The organism is Oligosphaera ethanolica, assembly GCF_030814695.1.
GTDB classification, from domain to species: domain Bacteria; phylum Verrucomicrobiota; class Lentisphaeria; order Oligosphaerales; family Oligosphaeraceae; genus Oligosphaera; species Oligosphaera ethanolica.
In genome coordinates this window covers 4,097,915-4,114,031 of the sequence record NZ_JAUSVL010000001.1, presented here as the reverse complement: position 1 = coordinate 4,114,031, position 16,117 = coordinate 4,097,915, and the positions used below count along the sequence as shown (strand labels likewise).

The window sequence follows — 16,117 nt, the reverse complement described above, 5'->3', positions numbered from 1 at the left end:
ATGGGGTTAAGCATAGTTAAGCGCCTACGGCGCAGGCAAAGGCTTCAGAACCACTATGTCAAGTCTCGCTTTCTATCACGAAATTTCGCACATTACAGAAAACCTTGCGCTCAATACCACGTCGCCCCTTTGGCGGTTGAGGTCACGTTGCGCGCGAAGAGGCGCAAAAATGGCCGGCAATTGGGGACATTGAAGGTCCAGTCAACCTGGGCTTGGCGCCGCTTGATCTCGGCGTCAGACAGCATGACCTTGAGCGTGCGTTGCGGGATATCGATGTGAATGATGTCGCCGTCAGCGATTGCGTTGAGCGGTCCGCCCACGGCAGCTTCCGGTGATACATAGCCAATGCTGAGGCCAGAGGTGCCGCCGGAGAAGCGTCCGTCAGTAATGATCGCCACGTTGTCGGCGATGCTCATGCCAGCAAGCTCTTTCTGGAAAGTGAAGGCGGTGGTCCCGAAACGCCCCTTGGGGCCGAGATAACGGATGACGACTACCGTGCCGGGGGTAATGTCGCCGCGCCGCAAGGCCGCGGTGGCGTCATCGACGTCATGGAAGACTTTTGCCCCCCCGACAAAACGCAGCATGGATTCCGGCACCGCCGCCGTTTTGATGATCGCACCCTCGGGCGCGATATTGCCATAGAGCACGGCGATACCGCCGTCATTGATCACCGGATTGTCCAAAGAACGAATGACCTCGGCATTATAGATCGGTGCACCGGCAGCATTCTCGCCAATCGTTTTGCCGTTAATCGCCAGACAGTCGGCATGAAGCTTGGGCATGAGATTTTTCAGCAGAGCCTGCATGCCACCGGCGGCATCGAAGTCCTTGAAATAATACTTGCCGTTGGGAGCGATGCCCGTCAACAGTGGAATGCGATGCGAAGCTTCGTCGAAGAATTTCCACCAGTCGCGATCGATCCCGGCCTCGGTAGCGATGGCTGGAATATGCAGCAGCAGATTGGTTGAGCCACCGATGGCGATATCGGTGATGATGGCGTTTTCCAGAGCTTTTTCGGTAATGATAGCGCGAGTGGTGATGCCCGCCGCCAGCATGCGCATCACGTGGCGTCCGGCCTCGTATGCCATACCGCCGATGCGTTTGTTGGTGGCATCCGTGGTCGAATTGTTCGGCATGGCCATGCCGAGGGCTTCCGCGATACAGCACATGCTATTGGCGGTGGTCATGCTCCCGCAGGCCCCCTGCCCCGCATGAGCGCAGCCGACCATGTCGTCGAAATCGCCGCGGGGCATTTTGCCTTCCATCACTTTGCCGACCGAGCTGGACACTTCAGTCAGGCCGATCTCGTGCCCTCGGTAGAAGCAGTGCGGCATATATCCGCCGGTCACCACTACTGCGGGAATATCCAGCCGCGCCGCCGCCATCAGGTGCCCAGGCACAATTGAATCGCAGGTACTCAACAGCACCATGCCGTCGAACATATTGGCTTCCACATTGAGCTCGACTTCATCGGCGATCAGGTTGCGGCTGGGCAGTTCAATATAGCGGGGGTCCTTGAGCACCATGCCATCGCAGAGACCAGTCGTGACCACCTCAAAAGGCAGCCCGCCGGCTTCACGAATGCCGGCTTTCACCCGTTCGGCAATCTCCCGCAGATGAATGTGCCCGGGATTGTACTCGTTCCAGGAGTTGACCACGGCGATGTAGGGCTTCCTAATTTCCTCTCTGGTGTACCCCAAGCCCATGAGAATGCCGTCGCGTTTCACGCTGGCAATGCCAAAATCCAGTTTACTGCGCTGATTCATACCGTTTCTCCCGCGATTATTTTTTGCACGTCATGAACGAGCTGTTGCCTATCCTGCTCAGAAAGAACCGGAAACGGTGAACTCGCCATGGCCTGACACAGGCCCAGCCCAGCCGCGGCCGTTTTTAATTCTACCGGAAAACAGCCATGACGAATGATGACTTTGACCAACTCCAAATTGCGCTGCTGCAGTGTTTGCGCGCCGACGCTATCGCCCCGCCGACACTGTTCATATAAACTCACCGTGAGTTCCGGATAGATATTGGCGGTGACAGAAACCCCGGCCGGCGACCCGGCGACAAAACTTTCCACCAACAAACGGTCGCTGCCCTGAATGACCGCAAAATGCTTGTGCGCCTGGGTGAGCTTAAGGAGCTGACGGAAATAGTCCATATCGCGATCACTGTCTTTGATACCAATGATCCGCTGATCAGCGCTGAGCTTGGTTACCAGTTCTGGCGACAGCTTATTCCCAGTAAAGCGGCTGATATTGTAAAGAATAACGGGGAGAGCTATCGCCTCAGCGATGCGCTCGTAGTACTCCTGCAATGACCCGTCGGCAAAAGGATAATAACTCGGCGGGGTGACGATGACTGCATCCGCGCCGGCGTCCTGAGCCATCTTGGCGTTGTCGATTGCCCGCTCCGTCCCGGTGTCACCCGTCCCGACAATCAGCGCAACGCCAGCCGGAAGCGCGCTTTTGACTGCTTGCAGCAAACGTTGCTTTTCAGCATCACGCAACATCGCCTGTTCGCCCGTTGATCCAAGCGCCAGCAGAGTATTGATCCCGCCGCCAATAACCCGTTCAAGCAGCTGGTCAACGCCGCGCAGATCAATCTTCTCCTGCTCAGTGAGCGGAGTAATCAAGGCACAGATAATTCCCTGTAGGGTCATTTTCATAGCGACTGAGTTCCCTGGATGTCTTTGAGATGTTCCGCAACGGTGTGGAAAGCCAGCACGGGAACCGTCGGTTTGGCCGTCAGACCGGCACTGGCCAGCAGCTCATCGGTAAAGTATTTGAGGTCGTTGCAGTCGTGGTGCGCTTGCAGCAGTCTCCTTAGCTCATGATCATAGCGATCGGTCGTCTCGCGACAGGCCGCCAGGAACTCAGTCACCTGCTCGCCGCGCATGATGCCATCGGTGGGAGAAAAAGGATGCCCGGCAATAAGGCAGTTAATCCGGCCTGACATGGCGGCAATCTTTTGCAGGCTGTGCCGATACGCGGGTAAATCCTGATAGAAAGCCAGCCCGGCACTGAGCGTGCCTTGTCCCTGTAATGTATCGCCACTGAACAGACATCCCGATTGCGGCTCACATATGCAGAGCGAATCGCTGTCGTGCCCCGGCGTATGGATGATCCGCAATTCGGAATCGCCCAGATCGATGCGGTCGCCGTCATGCAGGACCCGATCCGCTATCACGGGCGCCAGTCCCGCCGGGACCTCCTGAAAAGGAACCAGCGGCGAGAAGCGACTGCGAATCCTGTTCAGATGCAAATAGGGATCGCGCAGCTTTGCCGCCCCGAGCTCATGAACCGCGAGCTCGGCGCCGGTTTCGGCTTGCAGCCGCGCATTGCCACCAATATGATCGCCATGGACATGGGTGTTGATGATCACATCAATGTCAGCCGCTATCAGCCCCAACGTTTCCAGGTACGGATACAGCAGCGAATCAATCGCCGGCGCAAATGCCGTGTCAATCAAGACAACACGTCGGCGCACAATCAACACCATGCCAGTCCACGCGGTGCCACAGGGGTATTTCAACACATGAATGCCGGGACAAATTTCCATTTTCATCAGTCCCTTTGGGTTACTGCAGCGTCCTACCACCGTCAATACCGATAATCTGCCCGGTGATGTAACTGGACCTGGCCGAAGCCAAAAACAGCGCTAATTCGGCAACTTCAGCGGCCGAACCCGCCCTGGCCATCGGGATTTTTGCGAAGACCTTGTCCCACCAATCCTGATTATAGCGATTTTCGGTCAGCGCGGTCTTAATCAGCCCCGGCGCAATACAGTTGACCCGAATAGCGTGAGGCGCCATTTCCACCGCCAGGCAGCGAGTCAGATGATTCAACGCCTGCTTGGCGCAGGCATAGGGCATGACATCCAAATTGATCACCCGGCTGGTATGCACGGAGCCAATGTTGATGATGCTGCCACATCGACGCGGAACCATCGACCGCAACGCCAAACGACTGTAGGAAACCGCACTGAAAAAATTTTTTGCGAACTGCCGATGCCAGTAATCCATTGGCATATCGGCGAAGCCGGTATTAGGCGTGGCATCGGCGCCGCCGACATTATTGACGAGAATATCGACTTGTCCGAAGGTATCCATCACGTCGCGCATAAACGCCTCTGTCGCCACGGGGTCGGCGGCGTCAGCTGCCGCGAAGAATACCTTGGGCCCGGCGTCGCGCACCAGCGCGGCGGTGTGTTCGGCCGCTTCATGGTTCTGCCCGTAGGTAAAAGCGACATCCGCTCCCGCATGCGCAAAGGCCACGGCACAAGCCTGGCCGATGCCTTGCGAAGCACCGGTAATGACCGCTACCTGATTTTTCAGTTCAGCGTCCATGGTCTATATGGTCTCCTGTGAGTGTCACTATGTTGCTCCTGAGGCAGTAAAAGCATATCGCCTGACTGCCGGCAGCGACCACCAGTTTGCTTTCCGTGCCCATAGCGGTCAACCTGGTATTCCTTCGCGATATTTCGCGGCAAACGCCGTAAAGGCCTGCGCAAAACATTCCAGCGGCACGCGGGTCATGCCGGCCCCCATGCGTTTGCCGGTTTTGGAAATCATCCCGCCATGCAGCACCGGCTGAATGCCAGTAGCCAGTACTTTCAACATGTCAATTCCCGCCGGACTACCGGCATAATCCAAAGCCGGCAACAGAAAATTGCGGTTTTCACAAAGACAGATGTCCGCCATTTCCCGAGATTGCGCGATGGCGTCAGCGAAGGTTCCACCGGTTAGCCGCGCCACCGCCGGTGACGCCGCTGCCGCGAAGCCGCCCAGGCCAATGGCTTCAAGGATACAACTGTCACCGATCCATGGCAGGACGTCCTCCTGCCTGGTGTCCGAAGACAGAAACATGCCTTTCAACTGCGGTGATGGCGCCGTGAACCACTGATCGCCCATGGAACTGACCTTGATGCCGTATTCCACGCCGTTGCCGACCTGCGCCGTAACCACGGTTGAATACTCCACGTGCTTCATTGCCTGCAGGGTCGCCATGGCCGATGCCATCCCCAGCGGATGGAAAAAGCGCGGCGTCTTGTCCAGAAAATCAACACAGCAGCGTAAGGTGTCCGCCGGAATAGCCGGTTCCGCAAACAGCAGGAAAAACAGCTTGTTGATCAGGATCAGACTCTCGGCTTCCTGACGCGAATGGGTCTCGTCGCCCATCTCACCCCCCCGGGTAATAATCGCCTTCATGGGAATGCCCTCAATGCGTTTAAGCATTTTGGCAAAGATCGGCCCGACCACGTCACGGAGCAGATCGAGATGCTTTTTGATATCGGCATTGTATATGCCCCAGCCACTGAGACCGCCTTTGTTCGGACCTTCAAACGGAGCACAGTAACCGCGCTTGCCGCTGTGCCGGTCTTCAACCACATTGACGATCATCGACGGCGTCACAATGCCGGCACCCGGCCCCACGACCGCAAAGTCGTTGGCGGCATGATATTCAATCTTGCCCGAGCGCACGAGCGCCTCCGCTTCAGCCTCGCAGGTCGCCAGGCCTTCGTATATAACCCCGTTGCAGATCCCCATGCGCTGAGTCGGACAGAGTTGCTCCCAGGGCAAGGGCGGGCCGGATTTCAAGATCATGTTCGGCGTTAACCCGGGAACGACGTCAATCGCCGGTTTCATATCAACCCAGCAGGGATCGGCATTCAGCAGTGACTCAATGACTTTCGCGTTGGCGGCGGCAATCTTGCCCGCCAATGGACTCGCGCGCAGCTCGCAGAGCTGCCGCTGAAAGTTGCGGACGCTTTCCGCCGGCGGCGACCATTGCAGCTGGATGGTTTCAATGGCCTGTTCCCGCAACGCGTCGGCAAAAACCTCAGCGCCGATGCATATGACCTTGAGCGGCGAACGAATCGGTAAGGCTGTAGTCATTTTCTCCCTCCGGCAACGCCGTTTTTCATGGCAATGATCGCGGCCGCCAACCTGGCGGCGGCGGAGTTGCTGGGCATGACCATCACTCCGGCCGCACTCAGTTTTGCCTTTTGTGCTGAAAACCCCTGCGGGTCCAATTCCGAGCCGCAAATTGAGGCCACGACGCTAAGATGCCGTCCAGCCCGTTCAGCGGTGGCAATGGCTTCGGCAATTGTTTCCGCCATCATGCCGGCGGGATCAGGATTGCAGCCGTAACCCAACAGAAAATCCATCAGGATCAGGGCGACGGCTGGGTCGGCGGCTTCAGTACGGAAGCGGTCCAGTCGCGGCGACGGATCAATCGCCGCGTGGGGCTTGCCCCGCGTAAATTCTTCAGCGCCAATATCGATGACGCAGTGCTCACGGCTGATCTGAGGATTGGCCAGCAGCATGTCTGGACTGAGTGGGGCGTTGGCATAAATTTCCCCAATGCTCCGACGCATAATCAGCATGGCCTCTTCCGCCAGGGTCCCACCGCAGTATATCCCGCGCAGGTAACGCTGCTCGGGAGCATATCGTCCCACTTCCCTCGCCGCAATGGCGCTGAGTTCGACTGCCGTTATGTCAACTGTCTTGGTGGCTACCGGAAGCGCAAGCCGCGAAATTGCCGCCAAGGCAGTTTCGGCAAAGGTCTCGGTCGCTACTGCTCCCGCCTGGACTATCGCCTCCTTGTCACCGTTGATGAAATTCACCATGACCGGCTTGGAACAGGTCCTTAGCCGATCCATGATCTTGCGCTCGGTGTTTTTACCCGGCGGTTTGGAGATTACCACGATGACCTTGGTGTCAGCATCAGCCTCAAGAATATCAATCGCCTGCAGCATGGTAATGCCGCCAATCTCGTCACCCAGATCTCGCCCGCCCACGCCGATTGCCTGGGACACGCCGGAACCGAAGCGGTCGATCAACACCATGGTTTCCTGTAATCCGCTCCCGGAAGCCGCCGCCAAGCCGATCGGACCGCGCCGGACTTTGCTGCATAAACCAATGGCGTTGCCGTTGAGGAACGATAAGCCGCAGCCTGGCCCCATCATCAACAAATTCTTGTCACGCGCCATCTGTTTGAGCTTACGCTCATCTTCAATAGCGACGTTGTCGCTGAACATGAAGACGTTAAGCCCTGCATTCAACGCCTTTTCCGCCTCGACAACCGCAAATTCGCCAGGCAAGGAAATCACCACCAAGTCGGCGCCCGGCAACTGTCGCAGAGCCGATGCGATATCGCGACAGGCCCCCGAGCCCTTTTGCTGCGGCTTCTTCTCGTTGAGCAGCGCGTCCAGTCGCGCTTTGACTTTCTTGCCCGTTTCTTCATCCGTCACCGACATCGCTATGATCAGGTCATTCGGTCCGGCCGCTTTGCCCGCTGGCCCCAGTACACCCATATCGTCCAGCAACGATAGGTTCATCGGCGTCGCCATCAGCACCGCCACCCGCTCCAAGCCAGGGACCTGGCCAAGTCGGCGGCCCAGGCCCATCAAAAACACCGAATCGCGATAGTCGTTCGTCTTCACATAATTACAGATCATAATCAGAATTTCTCCCTGCGACTTTTTTCGGCACGACGTCCTTCAGCGCAAATCTCCCCATTGCGGGCAACGGTTGTCAATTCATAGCTGGCAGCCCCCGGGGTGATTGCGATGCTTTTGCACCAGTGCCGGTCATCGCGTTCTGGAAAATCCTCGCGAAAATGCACGCCCCGGCTCTCCTGGCGCCGATGTGCCGCCGCAACCACGAGTTCCGCAGTCAACATCATGTTTTTCAGTTCAGTGAACTGAGTCAATTCCTGCACGCTGGCGGCTTGGTAGTTCTTGAATTCAGTAGCTAGTTCTTGAATAATCCGCCCTGCCCGCGCCAGTCCATCCGCACACCTGACTGCGCCGGCATACGTCCCCATGGTGTTTTTGATGAGCGTTTTGGCGTTCTGAATGACAACGGACGCATCGCGGCCATGGAGATGGCCAACGCGCTCGTCTATCATCCTTCGTTCCTGATCTGAAATGGACACTTGGCCATGCCGGTGGACATACTCTGCAGCGCTGTCCCCGGCAATTTTACCGAACACATATATTTCCGTGCCCGCATTGCCGCCCAGGCGGTTGGCACCGTGAATACCCCCAGTCACTTCGCCGGCGGCAAAAAGCCCCGGCACCCCACAGCCACAACCAGCGTCGATCTTGACCCCGCCCATGAAGGTGTGAGCGGCCGGCGCAACTTCAATCCGTTCCGTCGTCAGATCAATCCCGGCGCGCAAAAAGCGCTCGTAATACATGGAATGGTCTCGCTTGAGCACTTTTTCCGGCAGCATGCGCAAATCCAGATACACCCCGCCGTGCTCACTCACATGACCCGCTTTTATTTCCAGAGCGATCAGCCGGGCCAACATATCTTTGGCTACCGTGCCTTCGCCACCAGGATAGCGCTTGCATATAAATCGTTCACCCAGGCGGTTGCGCAGTTCCCCCCCTCTGGCCAGCAACGTGGTGGAAATGCCCAGCTTGCGTGGCCAAATGCAGCGACAGGGCTCAAACTGCACAAATTCCATGTCAAGCAACGACGCGCCAGCGCGATACGCCATGCCATAGCCATCGCCGGCAATCCCGTCCGGATAGGTGCTGTCGGCATAAATACCACTGCCGCCACCATTGGCCAACACCACCGCGCCAGCGCTAATAACCCATATCTCATCCCGAAGCGGATCTGCCGCCAACAGCCCGCAGACACGATGCCGATCGCGCAACAAGTCCAACGCCGTTACCCCAGAACATTCTTTGACCTGCCGGCGCAATAGCTCCTCACGCATCATGGCCATGGTCGCCGACCCCGTGTGATTGGACTGATGAACCAGGCGAGGACAACTGCTGCCCAGAGGCTGAAGTACATCGTAGGCAGCACCCTCACGATCAAAGCTGAACCCCAAGGCCTCAAACTCCCGCAACACGCCCACCGCTTGCCCAGTTAAGAGCTTGGCCAACTCGCGGTCATTGAGCCCACCACCACCAGCACTCGTGTCACGATAAAACAAATCGCCGCTGTCACCTGCTCCCACTGGCGCGTTAAAACCAATAACCGCCGGCGAAGCAGCAGCGCCCTTGCTGACCATCAACACCGACACGCCACGCCCAGAGGCCGCTAGCGCAGACCGTAAACCAGCTATGCCAGCTCCAACTACCACGACGTCCGCTGTAAACTCCCTATACCGCATGTCGCACCATTCATATGTCGGTTCATATTAATTAAAATACCGATGTTTTAATTATAGCGCGCCATGTCGTGCAAGTCAAGGGGGAGTCAAATTCCGGACAAATGGACACGCAATCGGTCAGCCACTGATAACCAAAACTGTGGTGCCTCTACGAGGCACTGCCTGTTGGCAGGCTGCGTCCCCAGGCTAAAGCCTGGGGTTAAGCATGGTTAAGCGCCTACGGCGCAAAAACATGGATATTGAATAATGGTGGTTTTCAGCCCGAACCGGACACAGCTAGCCATCTGATCGGCCAAGTTCGGCCCGGAGGGCCGGACCATGCATAACCCCTGGTGAGGCGCCCGGAGGGCGCCGCAACCAGGGGTGTAACAACAACCTAAAATTGCGCCTGGAGGGCGCTACATTGGCTTAACACGTTACGTCTCACCGCTCCAGAGTAAGGCAGACGTGCCGACATTATCAATGGCTGACCGCTTACATGGACACTGTAATCGGTCAGTAACCACCACGGTGGGGAAACCCCCGGGGACAATTTGCAGGAAACCCACGGCCAGTCGCCGCCCAGCCATTCGACCTTGATTTCCGCCGACCTTAACCTGCTTGTCAAACATTTGTGCATGAATTTGCCCCGAAGGGGCACTACCATGCTTAACCCCAGACTAAAGCATGGTTAAGCGCCTACGGCGCAGACAAAGGCTTCAGAACCACTGTGTCAAGTCTTTCTTTCTATCATAAGATTTTGCATTTTACAGAAAAATCTGCGCCAATCTGCGGAATCTGCGGATAGAAAAAAACACCTTGCCGCCGTCCCGCCTGGACTCCCAAGGACGCCTTGGACTTCCAAGCACCCCCACCCTACAAAAAAATCTGCGCCAATCTGCGGAATCTGCGGATAGAAAAAACACCATGCCGCCGGGACGGCGGCGCTGCGCTCAGAAGAATTGTTCGAAGGCGAGACGCGCGGCACCGATGGCGTTGCCGTATTCCTTTATTGCCGAGATGGACACTTTCAGGTGTTCGGCAATATCGCCAGGTAAACCCTTGCGTAATTTTTCGCATAGAGTGGTGTAGAAGAAAGCCCGTACCACGCATTGTCCGCCAGTAAAAATAATAGCTTCGGGACGGTATATCTGAACCAGAAACGCAATACAGGCGGCATCAAGCCTGGCGGCGCGGCCGAGGATATTTTTTGCTCGGGCATCACCGGTGGCGGCGGCGCGGTCGATTTCTTCTGCGCTTTTCCAGCCCGCATCGGGGTAGCGTTCCTGCGCCACGTCCACCAAAGATCGTCCTCCGGCAAATGCCTCCAGGCATCCTTTTCGCCCGCAGACGCAGAGACGGGAATTGCCGGGGATAAACAAGTGCCCGAGAGTGCCCACCGGGCGGTCCGGACTGCCGACCAGCGCCTTGCCGTCAATGATCACGCCGGCACCTATACCGATGCTGATTCCAACCGTTAGCAAGTTGCGAATGCCGGCGCAAGAGCCGAATTTATACTCCGCCCACGCAGTCGCTACCGTTGAACTTGAAACCAACACCGGCTTGTGCAGCAACGCTTCCAAGTCCTGCCGCAACGGCAGATGAACGCCGACCTCCATACCCATATTCAATGCTGACACCAGCACGCCATTCTCCGGATCAATTGTACCCGAGCTAGCGATGCCAATACAAAAAACCCGATCCAGTGAATATCCGGCCTGCAACAGAGAAGAAAGGATGAAATCTCGTATGCCATGAAGAAAAGGAAGCGGCCCCCCCCACTGCGGAGTCGCAATTTTTCTTTCGAATACCGTATCAAAGCAATAGCTGCACAGGACTATACGCCACCACTTGCCGCCCAGCGCTATACCTACTAGCAGTTGGTTATCAGGATTTAGTTCCAGGTTGGTGATCGGCCGGCCGGGTTGAGACGGGGCGTCGCGCTCCTCAAGCAGTATACGATTGTCAACAAGCCGATCAACGATGCGCCCAACGGTATTCCAGGCCAGACCAGTGGCCTCGCGAATGGCTTTTTTCGATGAAGGCCCATTCGCGGCACAGATGGCATCCATAACCTGAAGTTTGATTTTGTTGTCACTCAACTTTACCGAACTCCTCCACCATATTGCCCAGTGACTAGGCCATCACCGCCAGAACACGAATTCGTGGAAGACATCACGGACTCACGCGCTCACGCCGGCCCACAGTCGCGAGGCCCCTGCCGGGGACGTGACTGCTTGTCCACACACCCACGCATGATCCAGGCCAAGCGCCGAGCCGCTCGTGCACGGGGCCTTCACCCTCGCAGTTCGGCGTTGATGGCGCGCGCGGCGGCGGCTGGGTCATCGGCGGCCAGGATGGGCCGGCCCACGACGATGTACTGCGCGCCGGCCTGCGCCGCTTCGCTGGGCGTCATCACCCGTTTCTGGTCGCCCTTGCCGGCACCGGCCGGCCGAATGCCCGGCACTACCAGCAGGAAGTCGCTGCCACAAGCTTCGCGAATCAGCCCGATCTCCTGCGCGGAACAGACCACGCCGGGCAACCCGCAGTCGCGCGTCAACGTGGCCAAACGCAGCACCTGCTCGGCAGGCGTCACGGCGATGCCCACGGCGGACAGCTCGGCGGCGTCCATGCTGGTCAGCACCGTCACCGCCACCACGGTCAGGCCCGTTTCATGCCCCGCTTCCGCGGCCGCCCGGAGCATGGCCGGCCCGCCAGACGCGTGCACATTGCAGAGGTCCGCGCCGATGGCCGCCGCCGAACGCACGGCCTGACCGACGGTGTTGGGGATGTCGTGGTACTTCATGTCCAAAAACACCTTTTTACCGCGGTCCTTGAGCCCCTGCACCACGGCGGGGCCCAGACGGGTGAAAAGCTGCTTGCCCACCTTGTACCAGCTGACCTCAGCACCCAGGCGGTCGACCACCGCAAAGGCCTCGGCCAAGCTATCCACATCCAAAGCAACCATCAGCGTCGTACTCATTCGTCGTGCTCCTTATTGTCCTCAGCCAGCTTGTCAAACAGTCGCCGATGTATCTGCCGCTGGCCGTAAAGACCGGCAAAGAGACATACCGCGCCGACATGAAAGGATATCCAGTAAAATAGCACCCGCAAGAGCAGGCCGATGTGCGCCGGCGAAGTCGCCCAGACAACCTGCAGATCCAACGCCGACCAGCCATTTTCGTCGCCACCCAGCAGCACCAGGAAAGCCAAATGAATGGCGGATACGGGAATGATCGCCCCGAACAACACCAGCGTCACGCTGTTCTGCGACAGTTTCCGCAGCAGGATATTGCCCGCATCTGCCGCAAGCCTGCGCAACCACAGGCTGATCTCCAGCAGCAACCACAGCGCCGCGCCCGTCAGCAACAGGGTGCAGAACGCAAAATAGGTCTGGCCGTCGCTGCGCAAAAACCAGGTCAGAAAAGGCGACAGGCCCAGCACTGTCAGACACGCCGCACGCAAGCGCCAGCCAATCAGCGGCAACGCCGCCGGCGTCGGCGCCAGCAGGCACAACGTCAGCAGCGCCACCGGCATGACCTGGCCATAGCGCAGCAAGGGCCACTGGCGACTCTGAAAAACCGGCCCGCTGAACACAAAAAGAGACAATGCAATGGCAAGCGCCATTGCATTGAGTCGTCCGGCCAGTGCATACAGCCGGCCTTCAGCGGGACTGAATGGGGTCATAGCTGATCCACGAAACGGGCATACTGAGCGGAACTCATCAGCAGGTCCAACTCCTCGGTATCGTCATATTCCATCTTGTACAGCCAGTGCTTGTAGGGGTCGAGGTGAATCAGGTTGCTGTTGTCCTGCACGTCATCATTGATCTCCAGCACGCGACCACTCAACGGCGAGCGCAGGTGGTGAATACGGCCGGAAAGGTGCAGATGCAGGCAGAAGGACTCCATGTCCAACTCGTCACCGACCAACGGCATGTCAATGCTGGCAATCTCACCGAGCTCTTCCGCCAAAAAATCCGAAATGCCAATCGTGGCAGTCTTTTTCTTGGTGTTGGGCAAAGCCCAGAGATGGCGGTTGCTGTATACTCGGCTATCATTATCATTACTCATGGTTTCTCCTTTGCAGTACTCCCGCCGCGGCGGTGCCCGCCGGCTAGTCCTGTGCGTTTGCTTATCCATGTTCTTTCTGTATCCTCTGACTAGCCCCCGCTCATGCCGGTTCCATATCCCCAACTCAGAAAAAACGTTTTGCCCGGCTCATTGGCTGCTTGTCCTATTATATACACGGATGATCAGTTTTGTCCAATTGCGAACTGACAAATATGTCAAATAGGAACAAATACCGGGACACTCTGTCATCCCGCTTCCCTATCGTATTGCCTTCCGCGCAGAGCATTCAGGTTCCGGGCTTATGTTATCAAACAAAGCCATGGTGTCAAATAAAGATAAGTAAGTTGCCAAGTTTTTTTTCTATATAGTCGACAACGCGCGCAGACATCGCTGGCCTATCCCCGTTCCTGCAGGTCGTAGGTCGCGATCATGTACGGGTGATCCGGCCGGTACTGCGTCAGTGTCCGTGGGGAGGCCACGCGGCCGGCCGGGCGGACATTCTGGCCGGCGATGCCCAACGCCTCGTCGCCGAGGTCTTCACGGCAACGTTCAAGCAACGCGGTGAGCCGCGCCACCACCGCCGGCTCGTCGGCATGGACATTACGATTCTCACCGGGATCGTTGCGCAAATCATAGAGTTCCGCGATGGCCTGGCGACTTTTGCGCACGTGGAGTTTCCAGCGGCCGTCACGGACGGCTTCCAGGTCATTGCGGTTGTAGTAGAAAAACGCCTCGCGTGGCGACGCGGCAGCCCCTCCGGAAAGCATCAACGGCGTGATGTCCCGGCCATCGATGATCCTGTCCGTCGGCACGGCACAGCCGGCAATGGCGGCCAGCGTCGGGTAGAAATCCATCGCGGTAGCCAGGCCCGTGCAGGTGTTGCCGGCGGGTATGTGCCCCGGCCAGCGTATTATGCATGGCACGCGCTGGCCCCCTTCCCAGGTGGTCGTCTTGATCCCGCGCAGCACGCCATTGCTGCCGCCTTCGCCGCGGCAACGCGAGCCATTATCGCTGGTGAAGATCACCATGGTGTTATCCTCCAGGCCCAAGCGCCGCAGTTCTGCCATGATCACGCCCGCCGCCCAGTCAATGCAGGCCACTGCCGCACCGTAAGCGCCATTGCGCGATTCGCGCAAAAACCGCGCCGGCGCGTAAATGGGCAAATGGACATGCATGTGCGCCAAATAAAGGAAAAAGGGCCGCTGCCGCTGCTCGCGAATGAAACGCAACGACTCTTCCACGTAGCGCTCCGTCAACCCAGACTGATCCGGCTGTTCCTGCATGACCTCTTCATCCCGCAACAAAGGCAGGGGCGGCCATTTGTCATCCTCCTTTTGACGGCCCATGTCATTGCTATAGGGCAGCCCATAATAGCTGTCAAATCCATGCCGCGTCGGCAGAAATTCCGGCTGATCGCCGCAATGCCATTTACCGACGATCTTCGTCGCATACCCCGCATCGCGCAACAGCGCTGCGATGGTGATCTCGCTGGGATTCAGCCCAATGGGATCGCCGGGAAACAGCACCCCGCGGCCATCAAACGATCCAAAACCAATTCGGGGTGGATAACAGCCCGTGAGCATCGCCCCGCGCGACGGCGAACACACCGGCGACGCCATGTAGAAATCCGTGAAACGCATCCCCTCGGCCGCCAACCGATCAAGATGCGGCGTGCTGTTGCAAGGCGAGCCATAGCAGGCCAAGTCGCCATAGCCCAAATCGTCGCAATTCATCAGAATGATGTTCGCTTTGCCAGCGTCACGCGCAGGTGCTTCCATTGGGCATAGTCTCCAGAAAGTGATTCACGGTCTCCGGCGGCACATCCGCACCGCTCCCTGCAATAATACCCGCACATCACTGCTGCTGCAAACCGTTTTTCATGTCAGTGAATAATCAACGTAATCGGTCGGTGATTGAGAATAGCCGGCTGCCAGTGCCGCCTCTTGACTGGCGGGACACTGGGCGTTTTTTTGGACACCATGGACGCTATGGACACCGCCGGTCAGTCCACGGCGTCCAAGCAGTCCACAACCGGTCCCCGGTGTCCAAGGCGTCCTTCCCCATGGTCCAGAAAGTCCTCACGGTCCAATCCATGGGATCATGCCTCATGAGTCCGTGAGTCCTCGCCCCAGTGCGCGCAGTCGCCAAGTCGTCCCCATAGTCCCAGTCGTCCTCTGAGACCGGCCAATATCAATGACTCCTATGAAACCGATGCTCTGCATTTAACTGTATCCATGGCACTTGTTGTTTCAACCAAGCAGCCTTTTCTCGTCGTGCATTTCCGCCGCGAAGCGGCAGAAGCGCTGAAAGCGCGGCCTAAGATAGCCCAGGGCAAGCGGCGCCGAAGGCGCGCGCCGCCCTGGGTAGCGCGCCATATTGGTCCGTGTTCCTCAGCCTCTTTGGCTTCAGTCGGCGAAGCTGACTGGAGCCAAAGAGGCAATGGAACTCATTGATTGCTGCGGCAATTTTGCGCTGTGACCCTTCGTCGCAGGTCTTTTAGGCCGCCCTTTCAGGGCGCGTGAGCCGCAGTGTCCGAAACTAAGTCTAGCATTTTGAAAACGGTAAGGCCAAAAGGAAGGAGGTCAGCAATAACAGCCAAAACCTACCTGTGCGATTCCGCGATCGTACAGAAACCGTTGCTCGAACTCACAAACGAGGTGATGAGGTACGCAGCTAGGGCGACACCCACGGGGACGTCCCGAAGAAGGGGTCGTAACGAAGGAGCCAGGCAACGGTACTCTTGAGGATGGCATTTAGGTCTGGTTGCGTGTGCGAGCTACCGCCCTTAAGCGAAGCACTGGGACTCCCCCGAGTCTCTCTCCCGTAGACACAGCGGTTATCACGGAAGAACCTGCCGGATGCAACGGGCTATCATCAAGGGAAAATGGTTTCGAGACATGACCGGTGAAAGTCTCACAGTGTCCGCAGAGG

12 protein-coding genes are annotated in these 16,117 nt (G+C 57.7%); all 12 read right to left on the bottom strand.

The genetic code is table 11. The features are described 5' to 3' along the window. Positions 1-110: 110 nt before the first annotated feature. A complete protein-coding gene (gene ilvD / locus J3R75_RS14335) occupies positions 111-1,766 on the bottom strand; it encodes a dihydroxy-acid dehydratase (RefSeq protein WP_307262801.1) in 1,656 nt (551 codons plus the stop codon). Then, a complete protein-coding gene (locus J3R75_RS14330) occupies positions 1,763-2,665 on the bottom strand; it encodes a dihydrodipicolinate synthase family protein (protein ID WP_307262799.1) in 903 nt (300 codons plus the stop codon). Before J3R75_RS14330 ends, ilvD begins: the two co-directional genes overlap by 4 nt. After that, positions 2,662-3,564, bottom strand: coding sequence for an MBL fold metallo-hydrolase (locus J3R75_RS14325; protein WP_307262797.1), 903 nt, complete (start codon positions 3,562-3,564; stop codon positions 2,662-2,664). Before J3R75_RS14325 ends, J3R75_RS14330 begins: the two co-directional genes overlap by 4 nt. A gap of 13 nt (positions 3,565-3,577) precedes the next feature. Then, positions 3,578-4,345 carry an SDR family NAD(P)-dependent oxidoreductase gene (locus J3R75_RS14320; protein ID WP_307262795.1) on the bottom strand — a complete coding sequence of 256 codons (768 nt, stop codon included), beginning with the start codon at positions 4,343-4,345 and terminating at the stop codon, positions 3,578-3,580. A gap of 108 nt (positions 4,346-4,453) precedes the next feature. Further along, positions 4,454-5,893 carry a YlbE family protein gene (locus J3R75_RS14315; protein WP_307262793.1) on the bottom strand — a complete coding sequence of 480 codons (1,440 nt, stop codon included), beginning with the start codon at positions 5,891-5,893 and terminating at the stop codon, positions 4,454-4,456. Then, the gene (gene fdrA, locus J3R75_RS14310; protein WP_307262790.1) at positions 5,890-7,458 is read right to left on the bottom strand and encodes an acyl-CoA synthetase FdrA; all 1,569 of its coding nucleotides are present in this window, start codon (positions 7,456-7,458) and stop codon (positions 5,890-5,892) included. The genes J3R75_RS14315 and fdrA overlap by 4 nt, the downstream gene beginning before the upstream one ends. 2 nt (positions 7,459-7,460) lie before the next feature. Continuing rightward, a complete protein-coding gene (locus J3R75_RS14305; RefSeq protein WP_307262788.1) occupies positions 7,461-9,134 on the bottom strand; it encodes an FAD-binding protein in 1,674 nt (557 codons plus the stop codon). A 932-nt stretch (positions 9,135-10,066) separates the two neighbouring features. Then, positions 10,067-11,215 carry an ROK family protein gene (locus tag J3R75_RS14300; protein WP_307262785.1) on the bottom strand — a complete coding sequence of 383 codons (1,149 nt, stop codon included), beginning with the start codon at positions 11,213-11,215 and terminating at the stop codon, positions 10,067-10,069. Between the two features lie 194 nt (positions 11,216-11,409). Continuing rightward, positions 11,410-12,096 carry an orotidine-5'-phosphate decarboxylase gene (gene pyrF, locus J3R75_RS14295; protein WP_307262782.1) on the bottom strand — a complete coding sequence of 229 codons (687 nt, stop codon included), beginning with the start codon at positions 12,094-12,096 and terminating at the stop codon, positions 11,410-11,412. Further along, positions 12,093-12,800: a hypothetical protein gene (locus tag J3R75_RS14290; RefSeq protein WP_307262780.1), complete on the bottom strand. Its 708-nt coding sequence runs from the start codon at positions 12,798-12,800 to the stop codon at positions 12,093-12,095. Before J3R75_RS14290 ends, pyrF begins: the two co-directional genes overlap by 4 nt. Further along, on the bottom strand, positions 12,797-13,186 hold the full coding sequence (locus J3R75_RS14285) for a glycine cleavage system protein H (RefSeq protein ID WP_307262777.1): 390 nt from the start codon (positions 13,184-13,186) through the stop codon (positions 12,797-12,799). Before J3R75_RS14285 ends, J3R75_RS14290 begins: the two co-directional genes overlap by 4 nt. 395 nt (positions 13,187-13,581) lie before the next feature. Continuing rightward, positions 13,582-14,964 (bottom strand): sulfatase family protein, encoded by a 1,383-nt coding sequence (locus J3R75_RS14280; protein WP_307262775.1) that lies wholly within the window; start codon positions 14,962-14,964, stop codon positions 13,582-13,584. Positions 14,965-16,117: the final 1,153 nt, after the last annotated feature.

Excerpts from the sequence above, each read along its gene's own strand:
- ilvD (WP_307262801.1), bottom strand. The coding sequence starts at position 1,766 with ATGAATCAGCGCAGTAAACTGGATTTTGGCATTGCCAGCGTGAAACGC.
- J3R75_RS14330 (WP_307262799.1), bottom strand. The coding sequence starts at position 2,665 with ATGAAAATGACCCTACAGGGAATTATCTGTGCCTTGATTACTCCGCTC.
- J3R75_RS14325 (WP_307262797.1), bottom strand. The coding sequence starts at position 3,564 with ATGAAAATGGAAATTTGTCCCGGCATTCATGTGTTGAAATACCCCTGT.
- J3R75_RS14320 (WP_307262795.1), bottom strand. The coding sequence starts at position 4,345 with ATGGACGCTGAACTGAAAAATCAGGTAGCGGTCATTACCGGTGCTTCG.
- J3R75_RS14315 (WP_307262793.1), bottom strand. The coding sequence starts at position 5,893 with ATGACTACAGCCTTACCGATTCGTTCGCCGCTCAAGGTCATATGCATC.
- fdrA (WP_307262790.1), bottom strand. The coding sequence starts at position 7,458 with ATGATCTGTAATTATGTGAAGACGAACGACTATCGCGATTCGGTGTTT.
- J3R75_RS14305 (WP_307262788.1), bottom strand. The coding sequence starts at position 9,134 with ATGCGGTATAGGGAGTTTACAGCGGACGTCGTGGTAGTTGGAGCTGGC.
- pyrF (WP_307262782.1), bottom strand. The coding sequence starts at position 12,096 with ATGAGTACGACGCTGATGGTTGCTTTGGATGTGGATAGCTTGGCCGAG.
- J3R75_RS14290 (WP_307262780.1), bottom strand. The coding sequence starts at position 12,800 with ATGACCCCATTCAGTCCCGCTGAAGGCCGGCTGTATGCACTGGCCGGA.
- J3R75_RS14285 (WP_307262777.1), bottom strand. The coding sequence starts at position 13,186 with ATGAGTAATGATAATGATAGCCGAGTATACAGCAACCGCCATCTCTGG.
- J3R75_RS14280 (WP_307262775.1), bottom strand. The coding sequence starts at position 14,964 with ATGGAAGCACCTGCGCGTGACGCTGGCAAAGCGAACATCATTCTGATG.